Here is a 16,796-nt window from a genome sequence, read left to right as displayed (position 1 = left end):
CAATAAATTTTAGGAGGTGTTTTTGAAGATGGTCAAGATTCGCTTGACAAGAATGGGTAGAAGGAACAGGCCGTTTTACAGGATCGTTGTTGTCGATTCAAGGAAGAGAAGAGACGGCGCTTATATTGATTCGCTTGGGTTCTATGATCCGTTGAAAGATCCTGCAATTATGAATGTGAACGTTGAAAAGGCAGTGGAGTGGATCCTCAAAGGTGCCCAGCCAACAGACACAGCCAGATCAATCCTCTCAAAATTTGGTGTGATGAAAAAAGTGCACGAAATCAAAAACAGTAAAAAAGAAGGAGAAGCGACGGAGTAATGAAGGAGCTTCTTGAGCACATCCTTAAAGGGATCGTGAAAGATCCTGATTCACTTTCAGTAACAGAAACCACTGATGAAAACGGTAGCAAGGTCTTTGAAATAAGAGCCTCGGAAGAGGATATTGGGCAGATCATTGGAAAAGATGGTAGGACGATTAAATCTATAAACGTGTTGTTGAACGCCATAGCCGGTCCGGACAGATCAAACTTCACCTTAAAGGTGATTAGATGACCAGCAATATCAGGGAGATAATCACTTCGATGGTTCCTGTAGGCCGAGTGGTTAAACCTCACGGCTTACGTGGAGAAGTGAAATTCAAACTGACTACGAATTTAAATAAAATCCTAAATGTAGGCGATAGTGTCGTGCTTTTCGAAGAAAGTAGTGGAAAATATGTGGCCTCTAAAGTAATGGACTTTAGGAAAGCCGGTTCAGGCTACATACTCTCCCTAGAAGGGTTCAACAGTATAGAACTAGCCGAAAGAGTGAGGGGGTTTCACCTTTACGTTTCCAAAAAGAAGCTTCCTCCTCTTAAAGACGATGAATACTATTATTTTCAAGTACTGGAAGCCGAGGTCTTTTCACCGGAAGGTGAGTACATCGGAAAGGTAGCCGACATCATTGAAACCGGGGCCAATGACGTCCTTGTTGTGAGACGCCAGCTTCCAGATTTAACGATTTTCGAAGCGTTGATACCTGTGATCAAGGACTACGTAATGGAACTGGATCTTGAAAACGGACGCATTGTTGCTCTGATCCCTCAATACGAGAAAGAGAATGAGTGATAAAAATGAAAATAAGGGTGCTTACTATATTTCCCGAAATGTTTTCAATTTTAAGTCAATATGGCGTCATTTCCAGAGCCATAAAGGAAAACAAAGTTGATTTTGTAGCCGTTAATCTGAGGGATTTCACCACAGACAGACATCGAACCACTGACGATTACCCATATGGTGGCGGCAGCGGGTTAGTGATGAAGGTCGAACCTTTTTTGAAAGCTTACGAAAAACTCAGAGATTCTGAAGGAAAGCCGCACGTTATCCTGACATCACCTCAGGGAAACGTCTTTAACAATGAAAAGGCTCTGGAACTAGCGAAAAAGGACAACTTACTCTTTCTCTGTGGTCGGTATGAGGGAATAGATGAAAGAATCACCAGTATCGTTGATGAAGAACTCTCTATCGGCGATTTTGTCCTCAGTGGTGGAGAGCTTCCGGCTATGGTGATGATAGAAAGTATTCTGAGGTTCGTGCCGGGGGTTATTGGCGACATAGAATCCGTAGAAAAGGATTCTTTTTTCAACGATCTTCTGGATTATCCACATTATACGAGGCCCAGAGAAGTTGATGGAATGAAAGTACCTGAGGTTCTTTTGAATGGAAACCATGAGGAAATTGAACTCTTTCGTCGAAAGGAAAGCATAAAAAGAACAATGCTAAGAAGGCCCGATCTGTTTTTAAAGCATGAGTTCGACAAAATGGATAAAAAAGCCCTTCTTAGCCTTTTCAGGGAGTTGATGGATGGTGTTGAATAACATATATGTTGCTTTAATCCACTATCCTGTGCTGGGCCGGGATGGAAAAATTGTCTCAAGTGCGGTCACTAATCTCGATGTCCATGATATTGCCAGAACATGCAGAACATACAATATAAAGGGATATTATGTTGTGTCTAATCTACCCGCACAAAGGGAAATCGTTGGCAATGTCCTCGAATACTGGCTGAAAGATTTTGGTAAAGAGTATAATCCAAGCAGAAGTGAAGCTTTAACCGTTGTAAAGACAGCTATGTATATCGAGGATGCAATTGAAGAAATCAAAAAAATAGAGGGTAAGGCCCCCCGACTCATCTACACTTCCGCAAAAAACGGGCCAGACAGGATTTCTTATTCCGAGATATCGAAAATCATAAAGAAATCCGAGGATCCGCATCTTATTCTTTTCGGAACAAGCTGGGGGCTACCAAAGGAAGTACTGGATCTATGCCACTACGTCCTCGAACCAATAAGAGGTAATGCAAGTTTCAACCATCTTTCAGTGAGGGCAGCAGTGGCAATCATACTAGATAGAATCATTGGTGAGGATATAGAAGTTAGGAGGGATTGAAATGGATCAGTACATCAGAGCTATCGAAAGTGAATTCACAAAAAAAGACCTTCCTGAGATAAGACCAGGGGACACCGTAAGGGTCTACGTAAAGGTCAAGGAAGGTAACAAAGAGAGAACTCAGGCCTTTGAAGGTGTGGTCATCAAGATCAGAGGCGGCGGTGTCAACAAGACCTTCACCGTCAGAAGAGTGGGCGCAGCGGGTGTTGGTGTTGAAAGGATCTTTCCATTCTTCAGTTCAGCTGTTGAGAAAATCACAGTCCTGAGAAAAGGCAAAGTCAGAAGGGCAAAGCTGTACTACATCAGAGATATCAGAGGAAAGATCAGAATAAAGCAAAGAAGGGACTGAGGCTCGATGGCCGGGGCCTCTGGTAAAGAATCGAAAGTTGTCCACGAACTGAAGGAGTGGGGTAAGGCCCTCGCGTATGCTGTGATTTTTGGAACAATAATAAGGCTCTTTATGTTTGAAACCATGATGGTTCCCACGGAATCGATGGTCCCTACCATCGATCCGGGGGACCGTCTTTTCGTTGAAAAAGTGACATACCAGTTCAAAGAGCCGGATTACGGTGACATCGTTGTTTTCTGGGCCCCCTTCGTGGATAAATCTGCTTTAGAAATGCTCGGCCCTTTCGATAAGTTCATGGACCTATTTTCACCAAAAGAGTTTAAAGGGCACGTCAAATATGTGAAAAGACTCGTCGGAAAGCCAGGGGACACCATCGAACTCAGAGTGGCCCCTGAATACAAGGGTATAGAAGAAGAACTTCTTTCGATGCCCCACGACAGTCAACCCCATTATCAGCTCTACGTAAATGGAAAGGTCTTGCCAGAGTTTGAAAACAGAAGGTATTCCAGAGAAGCTATTTTTGCGGATAAAGACTTTTATCTCGGGTTAGCCCATCCGGATAAAGTTTATTCTATTTACAATGAGTTTTTCCGCTATTACCAGCGTTATTTGGATTATGCAAGCTATTACGACAGTACTCTCAACCCACTTGATTTGAGGAAATACATCTGGCAGGATCCAAAAACAAAAACGGTGAAGATCACAATTCCTGAAGGGTTCTATTTCTTCATGGGAGACAATACTAAAAACAGCTTCGACAGCAGATTCTTTGGATTCGTACCCCGTGAAAACATCGTAGGACAACCGATGTTGAGAATCTGGGAACTTTCGCGGTTCGGACCTTTGAAAGAAAAAGAATAACCGGGGTATTACCCCGGTTTTTTGGCGGAGGCGGTGGGACTCGAACCCACACGGGGCCTTCACCCCACCGGTTTTCAAGACCGGCTCCTTAGCCAATTAGGATACGCCTCCACGATGCAATTATAACCCGAACACTGGAGGGTTTCAAGAGGTCATGAAAAACGAAAAAGCTTTTTTGAGAGACGTTCAGAATGAAAGGGACGAAAGAAATGTACCCATAGACATGGTGGGAATAAGGGGGCTAAAATACCCTATTGTCGTACTGGATAGAGCTAATGGCAGGCAAAGAACCGTTGGGACTTTCGACCTCTTCGTGGATTTACCGAGAGATTTCAGGGGAACCCACATGTCCCGCTTTGTTGAGGTTCTTGATAGGCACAACAACCGAATCACTCCGAGAAATATGGAAAGTATTCTGAAAGACATGCGAGAATTTCTAAAGGCTGATGTTGCACATATAAACGTTTTTTTTCCATATTTCCTCAGAAAAAGCGCACCTGTCAGCGGAATCTCGAGTTATAGCTCTTTTGAATGTGGCTTCATAACACGGTTGAATGAAGGTTTTGATTTCATTCTTGAGGTCAATGTTCCTGTCATGACCGTCTGTCCTTGCTCAAAAGAGATAAGTGACAGGGGTGCTCACAATCAGAGGGCGAACGCCAAGGTAAGGATAAGAATGAATTCTCTAGTGTGGATAGAAGAGATCATAGAAATTGCTGAAACTTCAGCAAGTGCACCGATCTTCAGCCTTCTCAAGAGGGAGGACGAAAAATTCATAACGGAGCTTTCGTATGACAATCCCAGATTCGTCGAAGATCTCTCACGAGAGATCGTGCTACGACTTGAGAAGGACCCAAGAATAACCTGGTACAGGGTCGAGGTAGCCAGTCAAGAGTCCATTCACAATCATGAAGCTTACGCATGTATAGAGAAGAGGGGAATATGAACCTCATACTCACCACTGATAAAAAAGAAAAAATCGAAAAATACTTGAGACTGCTCATCTCTTCAAAACACAACTTAACAGCCATTAAGGATTTATCAGAAGCTTATCAGAAGCATTTTCTGGATGTGGCTCTTCCTCTCAGTAATATTCTTTTGGAAGGTGATTTTATCGATATAGGTACCGGTGGAGGGGTACCGGGGGTATTGTGTGCCATCCTTTTTCCTGATAGTCGATGGACACTTCTTGATTCGGTTCGGAAGAAAGTACAAGAAGTAGAGAGATTTGTTAATGAGCTGGGGCTTACCAATGTGAGAGTGCTACACCAGAGGGTTGAGGAACACGCAAAAACTTGCAAATGTGGCTACGATGGAGCTTTTCTTAGAGCGGTTACACGGGCAGATATATGTCTCGAATACGCTGCTCCCTTACTCAGGATGAACGGAAAGGTTTATCTATACAAAGGACCCAGCTGGCAGAATGAGAAAAGTTTTGCCGATATTGCCGCTGAATTGCTGGGGCTCAGTTTTGAACAGACAATAAGGTACCAGCTCGAAGACGGTTCAAATCGAAATCTGATCATCTATAAAAAAATCAAAGAAACTCCAGTGAAATACCCAAGAAGAGTCGGTTTAGCATTAAAAAGACCGTTAGGAGGTAACTGAATGAAGGTGTTCGTTGACGGCTACAGACGTGGGGCTTTGAATATGGCCATTGACACAGCCCTTGCGGATTGGGTAGCAAATCAAGAAGAAGAGATTCTCATATTACGCTTTTATAGATGGAATCCCCCCTGTCTTTCACTCGGGAGAAACCAGGATCCATCCGTCATCAACACCGACTACTTGAAGAGAATGGGTTTTGATCTCGTTAGGCGTCCCACCGGGGGAATGGCAGTGCTTCACTGGAAAGAACTTACGTATGCAGTCGTGGCGAAGAACAGTGATAAGAGGTTACCCCGCAATGTGATAGCTTCTTACCTGAAAATATCCACAGCTCTGAAGAAAGGACTGAATGATCTGGGATTTCCTGTAGAGATAAATGATAGAAGAGCTTCAAAGATTTCACACGTCTGCTTTCAAGTTCCTTCGGTCAACGAACTGGTAATCTCTGGAAGAAAGCTTATCGGTAGCGCTCAGACCCGAAGACGTGGCTCTATTTTACAACACGGTTCAATTCTTTTAAAAGCAATGCCCAAAGAGTATCTAAATTGCTTTTCAGGGCTTTCAGATTATGAAAATACCTTCGAGAAGACAAAACAGGGTATGATAGGATTGGAAGATTATTCCGGTGATAGAGTCGAGTTACAGAAACTTGTGGATAGCCTCATAAAGGCTTTTTCTCTGGTTTTCGAAGATAAAGCAGAATATGTCAGTTATAAAGAGCTTGGAAACGATTTTCTTGAAAGACTCGATGAATATGAAAGGATGTTTGACTCCTATGAATGGAACTTTGAAAGGAAAACTCTGGGTCGTTTCAACTCCAATAGGTAACCTCGAAGATATAACCTTCAGAGCTGTTAGGGTTCTTAAGGAAGTTTCTGTCATTCTGGCTGAAGACACACGAAGAACGAGGAATCTGCTGAAAAGCCTGGAGATCGAAGGAAAGAGATTGATTTCGTTCAACACTCAGAACCAGGATCGCAGGGTACCCCTAGCTCTTTCCATTCTTGAGGAAGGAAAGGATATAGCCCTGGTGAGCGATGCCGGAACACCGGTCGTTTCTGATCCCGGAAGCAAGCTGATATCGAAATGCCAGGAGCAGAGAATCGAAGTCGATCTGGTTCCCGGACCGAGTGCCGTTACTTCTGCTGTCGCTCTCAGTGGTTTTCCTGGTTCGCATTTTGTTTTTTTCGGTTTCTTACCAAGAGGCAAGAATAGGAGACGGCTATTCAGAAAGATCGCTGATGGATTATACGACAGTGCTCTTGTTGTCTTCTTCGAGTCCCCACAACGCCTTAAGGACTCATTGCAAGATTGGTTGGAAATCGTTGGAGACAGGGAATGTTTTATAGCTCGTGAGTTAACAAAACTCCATCAGGAACTCCGCCGGGGAAAGGTAAGCGAAGTCTTAGATAGTTTACCAGAGCAGATTAGGGGAGAAATAACCGTGGTCATTTCGGGGTGGTAGAAGATGATTCAGGTACTCAGGAATTTTCTGGCTTTGACCCCAGCGATCATTATAGCTATATATCTTCATGAGTTAGCTCATGCAAAACTTTTCAAGATGTTGACGAAAACAAAGAATGATTTTTCACTCATAGGACGGGTGGACCCTTTTGGGCTTCTTATGTATTACATATTTCAATTCGGCTGGTCCAGACCGTATCCAATTAACTATTGGAAATTGAAGAAAAGTGGGATATTCAAAGCAATCTTCGTTATTATAAGTGGTCCATTTATGAACTTCGTCGTCGGGGTACTAGCAGCATTGCTCTTTAAATACACGGGAGTCTATCGATATTCCACACAGCTGGATTTCTCTGAATACGAAAGGAGTTTTCTGCTCTCTTACATCTCTGACATCCTATACTGGACTATGATTGTAAATCTCAAAACTTTTCTTTTCAACCTGCTACCTTTTCCACCTTTAGATGGCTCAAGGATTATAGAAATTGTTACACCAGATGATCAAGTAGACTGGTTGGCGAAGTACGAGATTTATGGTCTCCTCTCTCTCGTTGTACTGTCCATTCTTGGAATAATTCAGTTGATCATGTGGCCAGTAAGCAAGCTGGTTGAGTTCATAACAGGACTCATAGTTTGACTCTATGCTGTTTCTGATGTCTCGCCACAATGTACCGCACACCGACTCTTACCCCTAACCAGAAGAAGAAAATACAGAGGAGCAAAAGAAGAAGAATGGGAGAAAGATACCAGGGATATGCGGAAATCAATGTCTCGTACACATTACCACCTATATCCTCCACTTTCACAAGAATTTTTCTCTGGCTTATTGGGAGCGGTACATCAACAAGAGCCTCTTTCTCACCGGAGAACTCCAGTATTTGTCCATTGATATAAAGTCTTCTTAAACCAAAATCATCCCTAAAAAGTACTTTTCTGGTTATGGAAAGCCCTGGCCTAACCTGTACTTCAGCAGGCTTTATGTCATAGATCACTTCGATCTCTTTTTCCGCCACATTGCCGGCTCTATCAACGGCCTCTACTTTAACTATTTTTACTGCACCGGGTTCCAGAGTGATGGAAAAAACATATTTACCTTCACTTTCGGTCAATAACTTCCCATTCAAAGTAACCTCTGCCACACCGTTATCGTCACGAACCTCGAAACTGGAATCCACTTTTTTAGCCTTGACTATGAGTTTATCGGGAAGGATAATCTCTGGGGGGGATATGTCTCGAATAATATCGATCGTTTTCGTGGTAAGGTTTCCAGCGACATCTACTACTTCTACCCTTATCTCGTTCCTGCCTTCTTTTTTTAAATAAGCTGGAAAGACATTTGTCGATGGGTCATAGCCTTTGCCATCGATCTTCAGGCTAGCTATTCCGGTGTTATCTTCCATATCGACATAAAGCAGAACTTCATCATTGCGTGTTATTTGTTGATAATGGATTTGGTGGATTTCGGGAGGTGTGAAATCCCCTGTTATAACCAGTTCGTTCAACGTAACGTTTCCAGCCAGATCCTCAGCTCTGATCTTCAAAACATTCTCTCCACTCGAAAGAGTCGCAGGTAAACTGAAATTGTAATCTTCCTTTCCATCAAGGTAAAAGATATCATCACCAAATTTAAGGCTTTGCAAACCCACGTTATCCGAAACTCTACCCTTCAATGTGATCTCCTCCGAAGATGTGTACTGTGGTACATCTGCTAGAGATAACAGAGGCGGAGAATCGTCAAGGAAGATTGAGTACGGTGCAGGGTGAAAAGTGCGTCCGAAAATATCGTTGTATTGGATATCAATCTTGTTGTACCCTTTCTTGAGTTCAATGGGTATCTTCAAATGCGGTGAGTTCATCTTAATGGTTCTATTACCAACAGTTATAGAGTCGAGAAGTATACCTCCCTGGTATTCAAAATCGAGGTAATAATTTCGTTTGTTCGTCAACGGAGGAATATCCATAGAAAGTTTAGGAGCTGGTGGCTGAGAAAAAATAGTTATCCCAGAAACAAGTCTGTAATTGTTATGCGAGGAGACCACATAAAGCCAGCTTCCAGCATCGAGTCGGTCAGAGTCAAAAAAGACTTTTCCCGGTGAATATTCGATGTTTTGTGAAAAGACCAACTCTTTCTTCGGACCAATTTTTTTTAGGTTCAATAATGTTTGTCTGCTGACGAGTTCGCCAGCTACATCAAAGGAAATTTCCACTCCTCCATCGTTAATGGGACTTCGACTTAAGAACCATCTCACATTCCATGGCGGGACAGTGATCTGAAACGCCTCTTTCTCGCCACTATCAAATTCTATCGCTATATCGCTCTCTTTGAAATCTCCCAACCCCTGGAACTTCATGAGGCTAGCCGTTGAGATCTCTGTCAATAGTTCATCTACCATTTCCGCTAGATCCTGTTGTTGAACAGTGTAGAATCCGCCATATTTGATATTCTGCAATATTTTTATAGGAGCTGTGTTATCCACCCAATTTCCTAAAAACAGAGGGATCACGCCACTTTCAATGAGAATTCCGGCAGTTTCCCAGTAATCCAACTTACTGCCATAATCCCTGCCATCACTCAACACAATCAAAAACCTCACATCGCCTTTCTCTTTCAAACTGGCCCCTACAAAACCAATAGCATCAGTTAAACGTTGTAAACCCGGGGTATTGACCGAGGTTTTTTGTGAAAGGTTCCTCTCAAAAAAATCCAGGTTACATTCCGGAACTTCCAATTTTATCTCCTCGCCGAAAGACCAGAGATTGAAAAGGGGACGGATAGAAAAAGCGTCGCTAAAAGCCTTCAAAGCATCAACAGAAATCACCTTAGATATATCTGTACCCTCCTGTACAAGGAAAGAAATTACAACCTTTGTGCCAAGATTTATAGGTGATACTTCAAAATTTCTTTTCAAACCATTCACTTCAAGCATAGATATCCTGGCACCGCTACGCCGTACCACAGCTTTTATCGACGGATAGTCCGTTATATCGAATCCAAATGTATTCATTTCATCTGCAAAGATAACCTCAATGGTCAACAAAAGCAGAAAAACTAAAAGGATTCTCTTCATTTCTCCTCCAGTCTTTCTATTATGAATCTTGTCACTTCCTCAAGGGCTTCTGGCAATACCCCATCATAAGTGAGCGTAAATCCTGCTGCTCTTTCGTGTCCTCCACCACCAAATGCCTTCGCTACTTCGCTTACATCAAAATATCTCTTCGAGCGCAGGCTCACATGAGCTTCTCCCTTTTTGCTTTCTGAAGCAAACATAGCAACTTCAACTGAAGCTATTGAACGCAATTCTGAAACAAACCCAGAAAATTCTTCCTCGCTTAAACCATACTTTTCAAAGTTCTCTTTTTCCAGATAAGAATATGCAAATTTTCCTGAACATCTCACTTCGAGATTTTCCAGGGCATCCCGCTCTAGGTAGAATTCTTCAAGTTTTCTGTTTTCTAGTATTACGCGTGCAACAAATGCCGGATCTGCTCCATATTTTACCAAACAAGCAGCATCTTCAAACACCGATGAGTCGACGTTGGTATATCTGAAAAAACCAGTATCGGTAGCAATTCCTATATAGTTCAGAAGGGCGAGTTCTTGGTCAAAGCTGACATCCATTATTTGAAGGAGCCTGAAAACCATCTGTGCTGTACTGGAATATCCTGGAGATACCCAGTTAACATTACCAAAATAAGTGTTCGTTTTGTGATGATCAATCACCGCAGTCCTCACGCCAGCTTTAAGCAGTTCCTGAAATCCGCCGATCCTGTCTGGAGACGAAGAATCGACCACGATCATAAGGTCGGGAAGTTCAAAATTTCTAGAATAACGGACTATTTCTCCGGTATGGGGAAAATTATAATACTCCATCGATATTTTCCAGTCAACAGCAGGAATAACCCTTTTTCTCAGAGATCTTAGGCCCATGTACAGCGAAAGAACAGAAGATATACAGTCACCATCAGGCATGATATGTCCGCAAACGAGTATTTTCTCAGCCTGATTTATTTCAGAAATAAGAGCGTTTACACTTCTCACACATGTTCCCCCTTTTGTGCTTCGAGAGCTATATTTACAATTCTTCTGAATTTTGACCGTACCCTCTGCGCAGTTATAACTACTTCCTGATGGTCAAGTTTCTTGTCGAGAATACCGGATGCCATATTAGTAATACAGGAGAAAGCCAGTATTCTCATTCCACAATGTGAGGCAGCTATTATTTCAGGTACCGTTGACATGCCAACCATATCAGCTCCAAGAAGCTCATATGCTTTTATTTCGGCAGGGGTTTCATAAGAAGGTCCAGTAACCCAGATATATGTTCCTCGCTTTAACTCAATTCCAGCTTCAGTTGCCCCATTTTCCACTTTATCAAGCCATTCTTGATCAATGACTGATGACATGTCTGGAAACCGTGTACCGTATTTTTCATTGTTGGGGCCAATAAGAGGATTCTTGAAAGCAAGATTGATGACATCGGTAATGGCAACAATGTCTCCGGGGAGAAAGCTTCTATTTATACCTCCAGCGGCATTTGTGATAATGAGTCTTTTTATGTCCATTTCTTTGAAAATATAAATAGGCATCACAATATCACGTATATGGTGGCCTTCATAATAGTGAAATCTCCCGTCCATTGCAATAATGGAACTGCCCTGAAATTTTCCTATTACGAACCTTCCCTTATGTCCCTCAACAGTACTTTGAGGAAGACCTTCAATATTTTTGTATTCAATAATAGTAGCGTTTTCAAAGTGTTCCGTTATGTATCCGAGTCCGGAACCTAAAATAAGCGCAATTTCAGGTTTTATTATTGCCTTTGCCAGAATTTTATCGGCCAGTTTCTTGTAATCCACCATTCGATCTCCTCCTGCATGTTTAAAAGAATTTTTCACTAATTGATTATATAACAATCTGTGGTACAATACTCAAAGTCCATTGACTTTAAGCACAGACGCTAATATAATATGTGAGACTGTAAGGATTTACAGGAAGGAGGAGATCTGCATGAGTCCCGAAGAAATCTTTGAAAAGGTTAGAGAAATCATTTCTGACAAGCTGGGAATTGAAGCCGATGATATCGAACTCTCATCAGATCTTACGGAAGATCTCGGTGCCGATTCTCTCGATCTTGTCGATCTGGTAATGGCTTTCGAAGATGAGTTCGGCATAAAGGTAGACGATGAGCATGTGGAAGGCATTAAGACTGTGGAGGACGTGGTGAAATACGTTGCCAAAGTCCTTGGAGCTGACGATGAGGAATAAATGAAAAAACAGAGGGGGGTCTTCCCCCCTTTTTTGGAGGTATGCCTTTGCCTCAAAGAACTGTGTATATCGTGGATGAAAATTCCAATTACAACAGAATCGATAAATTTCTCAGACACACATTGAAGGACTTCAAACTATCATCAATATACAAACTCCTCCGAACAGGTTGTGTCCGCGTTAACGGCAAGAAAATTAAGAATCCTGCCCATAAGATAGAGATTGGAGACAGAGTGACAGTTGAATACAGTGGAAAGATCGAATATCTGCTGAGACTCAAGGAGTCCAGAAAACCCGTTCCTTATAACATCCCTTTCAACATATTATACGAAGACGACGACCTGTTGATAATCGACAAGCCGCCAGGTATATCTATGCATCCGGGAAAGGGAATACAGATAATCACGCTTATGGAAGGTTTAATGGGATATGGAGAACGCAAAGGGTTCAAACCTTTTCTCGTCCACCGCCTCGATAAGCATACTTCGGGGGTGCTGATTGTGGCAAAAAAACTCGATAACGCCAGAAAATTAACAACTCTTTTCAGAGAACGTAAGATCGACAAGTACTACCTCACCTTAGTAAAAGGAAAACCTTCAAAAAGAAAAGAACATTTGAAACAACAGGTAAACGGTGTTAACGAAGAACTTTACTACGAAGTTCACAAAACTTTTGGTGATAGTTCTCTATTAATGGTCAAGTTGATGACAGGAAAAAAACATCAAATTAGAAGGCAGTGTGCTTCTATAGGACATCCGGTGGTAGGAGACGATGTTTACGGTGATAGGAACTTCAATAGAAAGTTCAAAAAAGACCACGGACTCAGGAGATATTTTCTTCACTGTCACAAAATGTCCTTCAAACACCCAAAAACAGGAGAATTAATTCAGGTGGTCTCGGAACTGCCCGATGATCTGAAGCGGGTATTGAGATCACTGGAAAGCTCATGAAAAGGCTCGTCACTTTCTTTATCTGCCTCTTATTGTTTTCTGTATCCACATATGCGGATAAACAATTCACCGCTGGAGAAATATCTACCATTTATAAGGAATTGGAGAATTTATTACACGTTAGCCCTTCTTACTCCCTTGTTGTAGATGAAAGAGCAGAGCACTCTCATTCGATAGACAACGATACAGGTTATTACAACATCATAATCAAGAAAGATGAACTGAACAGCACTATCCTTGCCCATGAGATGGCACATATATTCTTTTTCGAACTTTTAAGGAAAAGCAATATAAGTTCTGAAGAAATCCCATTGTGGTATCATGAATTAGTAGCAATGTGGTTCGAGCAATTTATGGGTTCTAGTAGCGCTCGAATTTTATCTTTTAAATGTATATTTTTTAATTTTACATTTTTTGATACCGATTATCCGCAATCTGAGGAGCTTGAGCTCTTTTATGATTCGATTGGTAACTTTGCTGAATATCTGTCAAAACGTTATAACTTTAGCAGCTTTGTCGTTGAAAGTGTGGAAAAATACAGATATTCGGGGGACTTAATGGCTTCTCTAGATGCGGTTCTGAAGACTGAATTTGATAAAGTTGTTATGAGATGGAGACTGACAGAGCTCACTCCATACTTTTCGTTCCTACTCATTGTAGTTATCTTTATATACCTAGTTTTGGGAAGGGGAGATAAGCGTTGGCGGGAGTTAAAATTCGATCCAAAAATTCCAGAAGACGACCTGTAAAAAGGTCTGTTACTGCCACAAGAAGGTTTCCAATATTCTTCATCATTTTCCTCCTGTTATCGGCCCTTCTGTTGCTCTTCTATTTTCCCGGTCGCTATCGAGCTGAAAAAGCGATTTCCAAAGCTTCTATTTTACTCGAGGAGCCTGTCGATGGTGTTGATGGTTTCATTCTTGACACCCCTGAAAGTAACCCCTCAGAATCGAAGATCATTCTACTGGACCTCAGTAAATATAAAGACCCTGAACAACTTAAAAAATTCTTTAAAAATCACAGGATAATGATTTTAACCGGAGCCTCTTATTTCAGTCCAGAAGAACTAGCTGGGATGCTGGATTATTATCGTGTTCTCACCGGGTTTATGGAATTTGATGAAAGGGGAATGTACGTCAGAGAAGTGTTAAAAGCCCGGAAATACCCGGAACTCGTGTTCAGGGTTCATTTCATAAAGCCCAAAGAATATCCAAACTACACTCTGGAACCTGCGGTCCAGAGGTATATAAGGGCAGTTCGAGAGAGAAGCGTGGATGTTCTGCTGATCATGAAAGGAGAGTCCGAATCTCTTGACTACATTGATCTTGTAAAGAACGTGTATTCACGACTCAAGGAAGAAAATCTATTCAGCAATACCATTAACTCCTCGCGTTACACCCTGACGGATTCAGGCAAGTTTGGTTTCTTCACCGGACTATTTTCTCTGCTGAGCTGGAACCTCATCGTGGCCATCGGTTATATCGTTACAGTTATTTTTTCACACACCCTCTCTTTGACTTACCTCGCGATCTTTGGCTCGATTTCTCTCTTTTTCTTTATCATGAGAAACATCAGAAGAGGAATTTTCAAGCCATGGGTTGGATATGTGACTTTATTCTTAGCCTCCCTTGGTCTGGGACTGGCCATTAATGCACAAATGGTATCTCCCGCCTACCAAAATGGTATCCTTCTTTTCCGCGGAGTAAAGATTTCCTTGATAGTCCTCCCTGTACTGGTTTTTGCTCTTGAGCTGCTTAGAAGACCGGTTAAAAAATTGTCAACAGGAGACTATGTTCTTTTGGCTCTCTTTGCCTTTGGCGGAGTTTACTATCTCTTAAGGAGTGGAAACTACTCCTTTGTACTCGATGCTGAAAGGCGGTTTAGAGACTTTCTTGATAGTATTCTCATTGTAAGACCACGATTTAAAGAGATAATTGGTTATCCGTTTCTGATTTTGAGTATATACAGAGTGTACACTAAAAGTGGTATTTCAAGGGCGATAGTGGCTTCGGTTGGTAGTGTCCCTACCGTATCGGTAATAAACACCTTCTGTCACACCACCGCACCATTGTGGACCCTTGTCCTAAGGAGCGTGTATGGCTTTATTTTTGGTAGTATCATTGGTATTCTCGCATTCTATACGATCAAGTTCTTTGAAAAGATCAAAAAAAGGGGTCAGGAACCCATAGCCGAACCGGGGATGAACGAACCGGATAAAGGGGAGTCTAAAAGTGTAGAAAGTGCGTCTGGAAAGGAGGGATAGGATGAACAGAAGAAATATTGTTTTTCTTATGTTTGTTTTGATCACAATAATTTCGCTTGGTGCGGTGGGTTACGACTTAAACAAAGTAATCATTGTACCGACACCTCAGGAATTTAAGGTTTCGATATGGCTGGATAGAGATCCGGGTTCTTTATACAAAAGTGGTGAGGAAGTAAAGGTCTTCTTCAAAACCAATGCTGATGCCTACGTGGCAATATACGACATCATGCCGGATGGTCGGGTCCAGCTGATCTTTCCGAATAAGTATGATACAAACAACTTCGTCAAAGCGAACAAAGAATATACCTTACCAACTGAATCAACAAAGTTGAATTACCGGCTCCTGGTTTCTGGTGAAAGTGGCATGGAAATATTTCAAATCGTCGCTTCAAAACAACAGCTTCCTTTTCTAAAGAGTGTAACGAAAAATTTTTCGAAGGAAGCTTTCCCTTACTTTGAAGATCTCGCCGAGAATTTCATAGAAAAGCTTGTAAAACCATTTGTGGAAAAGAATGAATACGCGGTAGCTCAAACTTTTTTTTATGTGAACGCCAGACCAACAATGGGCACTCTTGCGGTAAACACCACTCCTTCTGGTGCGAGAATTTACATCGATGGAAGCTATTACGGGACAAGTCCTTTGAGAGTCTCACTGGCTGGTGGCACGCATCTGGTGAGCCTCTACAAACCGGGCTACATTCTTCTCACAAAACTGGTTAACATAAGAGCCGGTGCGACAGCATATTTGAACGTTGCACTCTCTGCAGTGGAACAATTCACACTCAACATCGATAGTGATCCCTCGGGCGCAGGAGTATACATTGACGGTACATTCAAAGGGTATACGCCGCTCACAATCAAACTGCCTGCCGGCGTTCATAAATTGGAGGTTGAAAAGAAAGACTACGAGAGATACAGTGAAACATTGAATATTACCGGTCAGACCAATAAGTTTGTTAAACTCAGGTTTCTCGGCTACCTACTGACTATCACTTCGGATCCTTCAAATGCTGAAGTATACATCAATGGTGATTACGTTGGCCGAACTCCTCTCAAAGTCAAGGTTTCGAAAGGAGTTCACAGAATAGAGATCAAGAAAGAAGGATATCAGGACTACTCAATACTAAAGAACATCACAGGCTCAGGAAGCATTGCCATTAAGTTAGTAAAGGTACAACCAAGAGAAGGGATCGTGTACCTGAACTATACCCAGGATCGCGTGAATATATATGTAGATGGCGTGTTTTACGGCGTTTCTCCTAGCGTTTTGAAACTCGAAGCCGGAACACATTACATAACAGCCACAAAAGAAGGTTACGAAGCTCAAGAATACAGACTAATCATCAACGCTGGTTCAGAATATTATCTCAACATCATACTGAGACCTAAATTGAAACCGGTGATACTGGAAATAACTACTGATCCACCAGACGCAAGAGTGTTTATAAATGGAAATGAGATAGGTAGAAGTCCTGTTACCATTGATCTGGATCCAGGATATTATGAAGTGCTGATCGTAAAAGAAGGTTATCATTTTGTGTATCTTGTCAGATATTTTGACGAAGGCAAACACACATTGAGTTTCAACTTGCTGGCCATTGAAGAATAA

At 42.0% G+C, this 16,796-nt stretch carries 20 protein-coding genes and 1 tRNA gene; 17 read left to right on the top strand and 4 right to left on the bottom strand.

From position 1 onward, the window contains the following. Nucleotides 1–28 precede the first annotated feature (28 nt). Genes rpsP through lepB form a run of 7 tightly spaced genes read left to right on the top strand, consistent with a single transcriptional unit; the run spans nucleotide 29 to nucleotide 3,636 of the window. Complete coding sequence (rpsP, locus tag IX53_RS04020; RefSeq protein ID WP_047754254.1) at nucleotides 29–319, top strand: 30S ribosomal protein S16; 291 nt, start codon at nucleotides 29–31, stop codon at nucleotides 317–319. Continuing rightward, on the top strand, nucleotides 319–552 hold the full coding sequence (locus IX53_RS04015; RefSeq protein WP_047754253.1) for a KH domain-containing protein: 234 nt from the start codon (nucleotides 319–321) through the stop codon (nucleotides 550–552). The genes rpsP and IX53_RS04015 overlap by 1 nt, the downstream gene beginning before the upstream one ends. Then, complete coding sequence (gene rimM / locus IX53_RS04010; RefSeq protein WP_047754252.1) at nucleotides 549–1,106, top strand: ribosome maturation factor RimM; 558 nt, start codon at nucleotides 549–551, stop codon at nucleotides 1,104–1,106. Before IX53_RS04015 ends, rimM begins: the two co-directional genes overlap by 4 nt. A 5-nt stretch (nucleotides 1,107–1,111) precedes the next feature. Continuing rightward, on the top strand, nucleotides 1,112–1,855 hold the full coding sequence (gene trmD / locus IX53_RS04005) for a tRNA (guanosine(37)-N1)-methyltransferase TrmD (protein ID WP_047755426.1): 744 nt from the start codon (nucleotides 1,112–1,114) through the stop codon (nucleotides 1,853–1,855). Further along, entirely contained in the window at nucleotides 1,845–2,426 is a 582-nt protein-coding gene (locus IX53_RS04000) for an RNA methyltransferase (protein ID WP_047755425.1), read from the top strand. Before trmD ends, IX53_RS04000 begins: the two co-directional genes overlap by 11 nt. 1 nt (nucleotide 2,427) lies before the next feature. Next, nucleotides 2,428–2,775, top strand: coding sequence for a 50S ribosomal protein L19 (rplS, locus tag IX53_RS03995; RefSeq protein WP_047754251.1), 348 nt, complete (start codon nucleotides 2,428–2,430; stop codon nucleotides 2,773–2,775). Nucleotides 2,776–2,781: 6 nt separating this feature from the next. Then, entirely contained in the window at nucleotides 2,782–3,636 is an 855-nt protein-coding gene (gene lepB / locus IX53_RS03990; protein ID WP_047754250.1) for a signal peptidase I, read from the top strand. 22 nt (nucleotides 3,637–3,658) lie between these two features. Here the strand turns inward: lepB and IX53_RS03985 are convergent. After that, nucleotides 3,659–3,747, bottom strand: a tRNA-Ser gene (locus IX53_RS03985). 43 nt (nucleotides 3,748–3,790) lie between these two features. On the opposite strand from IX53_RS03985, the gene folE2 reads away from it, so the two are divergent. The 5 genes from folE2 to IX53_RS03960 are packed head-to-tail and all read left to right on the top strand — an operon-like array spanning nucleotide 3,791 to nucleotide 7,345. After that, on the top strand, nucleotides 3,791–4,582 hold the full coding sequence (folE2, locus tag IX53_RS03980; RefSeq protein ID WP_047754249.1) for a GTP cyclohydrolase FolE2: 792 nt from the start codon (nucleotides 3,791–3,793) through the stop codon (nucleotides 4,580–4,582). After that, nucleotides 4,579–5,244, top strand: coding sequence for a 16S rRNA (guanine(527)-N(7))-methyltransferase RsmG (gene rsmG, locus IX53_RS03975; protein WP_047754248.1), 666 nt, complete (start codon nucleotides 4,579–4,581; stop codon nucleotides 5,242–5,244). The genes folE2 and rsmG overlap by 4 nt, the downstream gene beginning before the upstream one ends. Next, nucleotides 5,245–6,072 carry a lipoate--protein ligase family protein gene (locus IX53_RS10510; protein ID WP_053001163.1) on the top strand — a complete coding sequence of 276 codons (828 nt, stop codon included), beginning with the start codon at nucleotides 5,245–5,247 and terminating at the stop codon, nucleotides 6,070–6,072. Further along, entirely contained in the window at nucleotides 6,020–6,709 is a 690-nt protein-coding gene (gene rsmI, locus IX53_RS03965; RefSeq protein WP_047754247.1) for a 16S rRNA (cytidine(1402)-2'-O)-methyltransferase, read from the top strand. The genes IX53_RS10510 and rsmI overlap by 53 nt, the downstream gene beginning before the upstream one ends. A gap of 3 nt (nucleotides 6,710–6,712) precedes the next feature. Continuing rightward, nucleotides 6,713–7,345, top strand: coding sequence for a site-2 protease family protein (locus IX53_RS03960; RefSeq protein WP_047754246.1), 633 nt, complete (start codon nucleotides 6,713–6,715; stop codon nucleotides 7,343–7,345). Here IX53_RS03960 and IX53_RS03955 read toward each other — a convergent pair. Genes IX53_RS03955 through IX53_RS03945 form a run of 3 tightly spaced genes read right to left on the bottom strand, consistent with a single transcriptional unit; the run spans nucleotide 7,335 to nucleotide 11,568 of the window. Next, nucleotides 7,335–9,776 carry a vWA domain-containing protein gene (locus IX53_RS03955; RefSeq protein ID WP_047754245.1) on the bottom strand — a complete coding sequence of 814 codons (2,442 nt, stop codon included), beginning with the start codon at nucleotides 9,774–9,776 and terminating at the stop codon, nucleotides 7,335–7,337. The two genes, IX53_RS03960 and IX53_RS03955, sit on opposite strands and share 11 nt — an antisense overlap. Continuing rightward, nucleotides 9,773–10,747 carry a DHH family phosphoesterase gene (locus IX53_RS03950; RefSeq protein WP_047754244.1) on the bottom strand — a complete coding sequence of 325 codons (975 nt, stop codon included), beginning with the start codon at nucleotides 10,745–10,747 and terminating at the stop codon, nucleotides 9,773–9,775. Before IX53_RS03950 ends, IX53_RS03955 begins: the two co-directional genes overlap by 4 nt. After that, nucleotides 10,744–11,568: a purine-nucleoside phosphorylase gene (locus IX53_RS03945; RefSeq protein ID WP_047754243.1), complete on the bottom strand. Its 825-nt coding sequence runs from the start codon at nucleotides 11,566–11,568 to the stop codon at nucleotides 10,744–10,746. Before IX53_RS03945 ends, IX53_RS03950 begins: the two co-directional genes overlap by 4 nt. 148 nt (nucleotides 11,569–11,716) lie before the next feature. Between IX53_RS03945 and acpP the strand changes: the two genes are divergently transcribed. The 5 genes from acpP to IX53_RS03920 all read left to right on the top strand — a co-directional run bounded on the left by acpP (nucleotide 11,717) and on the right by IX53_RS03920 (nucleotide 16,796). Next, entirely contained in the window at nucleotides 11,717–11,974 is a 258-nt protein-coding gene (gene acpP, locus IX53_RS03940; RefSeq protein WP_047754242.1) for an acyl carrier protein, read from the top strand. 47 nt (nucleotides 11,975–12,021) lie between these two features. Then, nucleotides 12,022–12,924, top strand: coding sequence for an RluA family pseudouridine synthase (locus tag IX53_RS03935; protein WP_420811576.1), 903 nt, complete (start codon nucleotides 12,022–12,024; stop codon nucleotides 12,922–12,924). A 101-nt stretch (nucleotides 12,925–13,025) separates the two neighbouring features. After that, entirely contained in the window at nucleotides 13,026–13,673 is a 648-nt protein-coding gene (locus IX53_RS03930; RefSeq protein ID WP_218916083.1) for a hypothetical protein, read from the top strand. Next, nucleotides 13,625–15,187, top strand: a complete 1,563-nt coding sequence (locus tag IX53_RS03925; RefSeq protein WP_053001162.1) for a DUF5693 family protein — start codon at nucleotides 13,625–13,627, stop codon at nucleotides 15,185–15,187. The genes IX53_RS03930 and IX53_RS03925 overlap by 49 nt, the downstream gene beginning before the upstream one ends. A 1-nt stretch (nucleotide 15,188) precedes the next feature. Continuing rightward, nucleotides 15,189–16,796 carry a PEGA domain-containing protein gene (locus tag IX53_RS03920; RefSeq protein WP_053001161.1) on the top strand — a complete coding sequence of 536 codons (1,608 nt, stop codon included), beginning with the start codon at nucleotides 15,189–15,191 and terminating at the stop codon, nucleotides 16,794–16,796.

Source organism: Kosmotoga pacifica, assembly GCF_001027025.1.
Classification (GTDB): domain Bacteria; phylum Thermotogota; class Thermotogae; order Petrotogales; family Kosmotogaceae; genus Kosmotoga_B; species Kosmotoga_B pacifica.
Note: the sequence above shows the minus strand (reverse complement) of the source record. Positions and strands in the feature narration are given on the sequence as shown.

Coding starts and splice junctions, on each gene's coding strand:
- rpsP (WP_047754254.1), top strand. CDS start 29: ATGGTCAAGATTCGCTTGACAAGAATGGGTAGAAGGAACAGGCCGTTT.
- IX53_RS04015 (WP_047754253.1), top strand. CDS start 319: ATGAAGGAGCTTCTTGAGCACATCCTTAAAGGGATCGTGAAAGATCCT.
- rimM (WP_047754252.1), top strand. CDS start 549: ATGACCAGCAATATCAGGGAGATAATCACTTCGATGGTTCCTGTAGGC.
- trmD (WP_047755426.1), top strand. CDS start 1,112: ATGAAAATAAGGGTGCTTACTATATTTCCCGAAATGTTTTCAATTTTA.
- rplS (WP_047754251.1), top strand. CDS start 2,428: ATGGATCAGTACATCAGAGCTATCGAAAGTGAATTCACAAAAAAAGAC.
- lepB (WP_047754250.1), top strand. CDS start 2,782: ATGGCCGGGGCCTCTGGTAAAGAATCGAAAGTTGTCCACGAACTGAAG.
- folE2 (WP_047754249.1), top strand. CDS start 3,791: ATGAAAAACGAAAAAGCTTTTTTGAGAGACGTTCAGAATGAAAGGGAC.
- rsmG (WP_047754248.1), top strand. CDS start 4,579: ATGAACCTCATACTCACCACTGATAAAAAAGAAAAAATCGAAAAATAC.
- IX53_RS10510 (WP_053001163.1), top strand. CDS start 5,245: ATGAAGGTGTTCGTTGACGGCTACAGACGTGGGGCTTTGAATATGGCC.
- rsmI (WP_047754247.1), top strand. CDS start 6,020: ATGAATGGAACTTTGAAAGGAAAACTCTGGGTCGTTTCAACTCCAATA.
- IX53_RS03960 (WP_047754246.1), top strand. CDS start 6,713: ATGATTCAGGTACTCAGGAATTTTCTGGCTTTGACCCCAGCGATCATT.
- IX53_RS03955 (WP_047754245.1), bottom strand. CDS start 9,776: ATGAAGAGAATCCTTTTAGTTTTTCTGCTTTTGTTGACCATTGAGGTT.
- IX53_RS03945 (WP_047754243.1), bottom strand. CDS start 11,568: ATGGTGGATTACAAGAAACTGGCCGATAAAATTCTGGCAAAGGCAATA.
- acpP (WP_047754242.1), top strand. CDS start 11,717: ATGAGTCCCGAAGAAATCTTTGAAAAGGTTAGAGAAATCATTTCTGAC.
- IX53_RS03920 (WP_053001161.1), top strand. CDS start 15,189: ATGAACAGAAGAAATATTGTTTTTCTTATGTTTGTTTTGATCACAATA.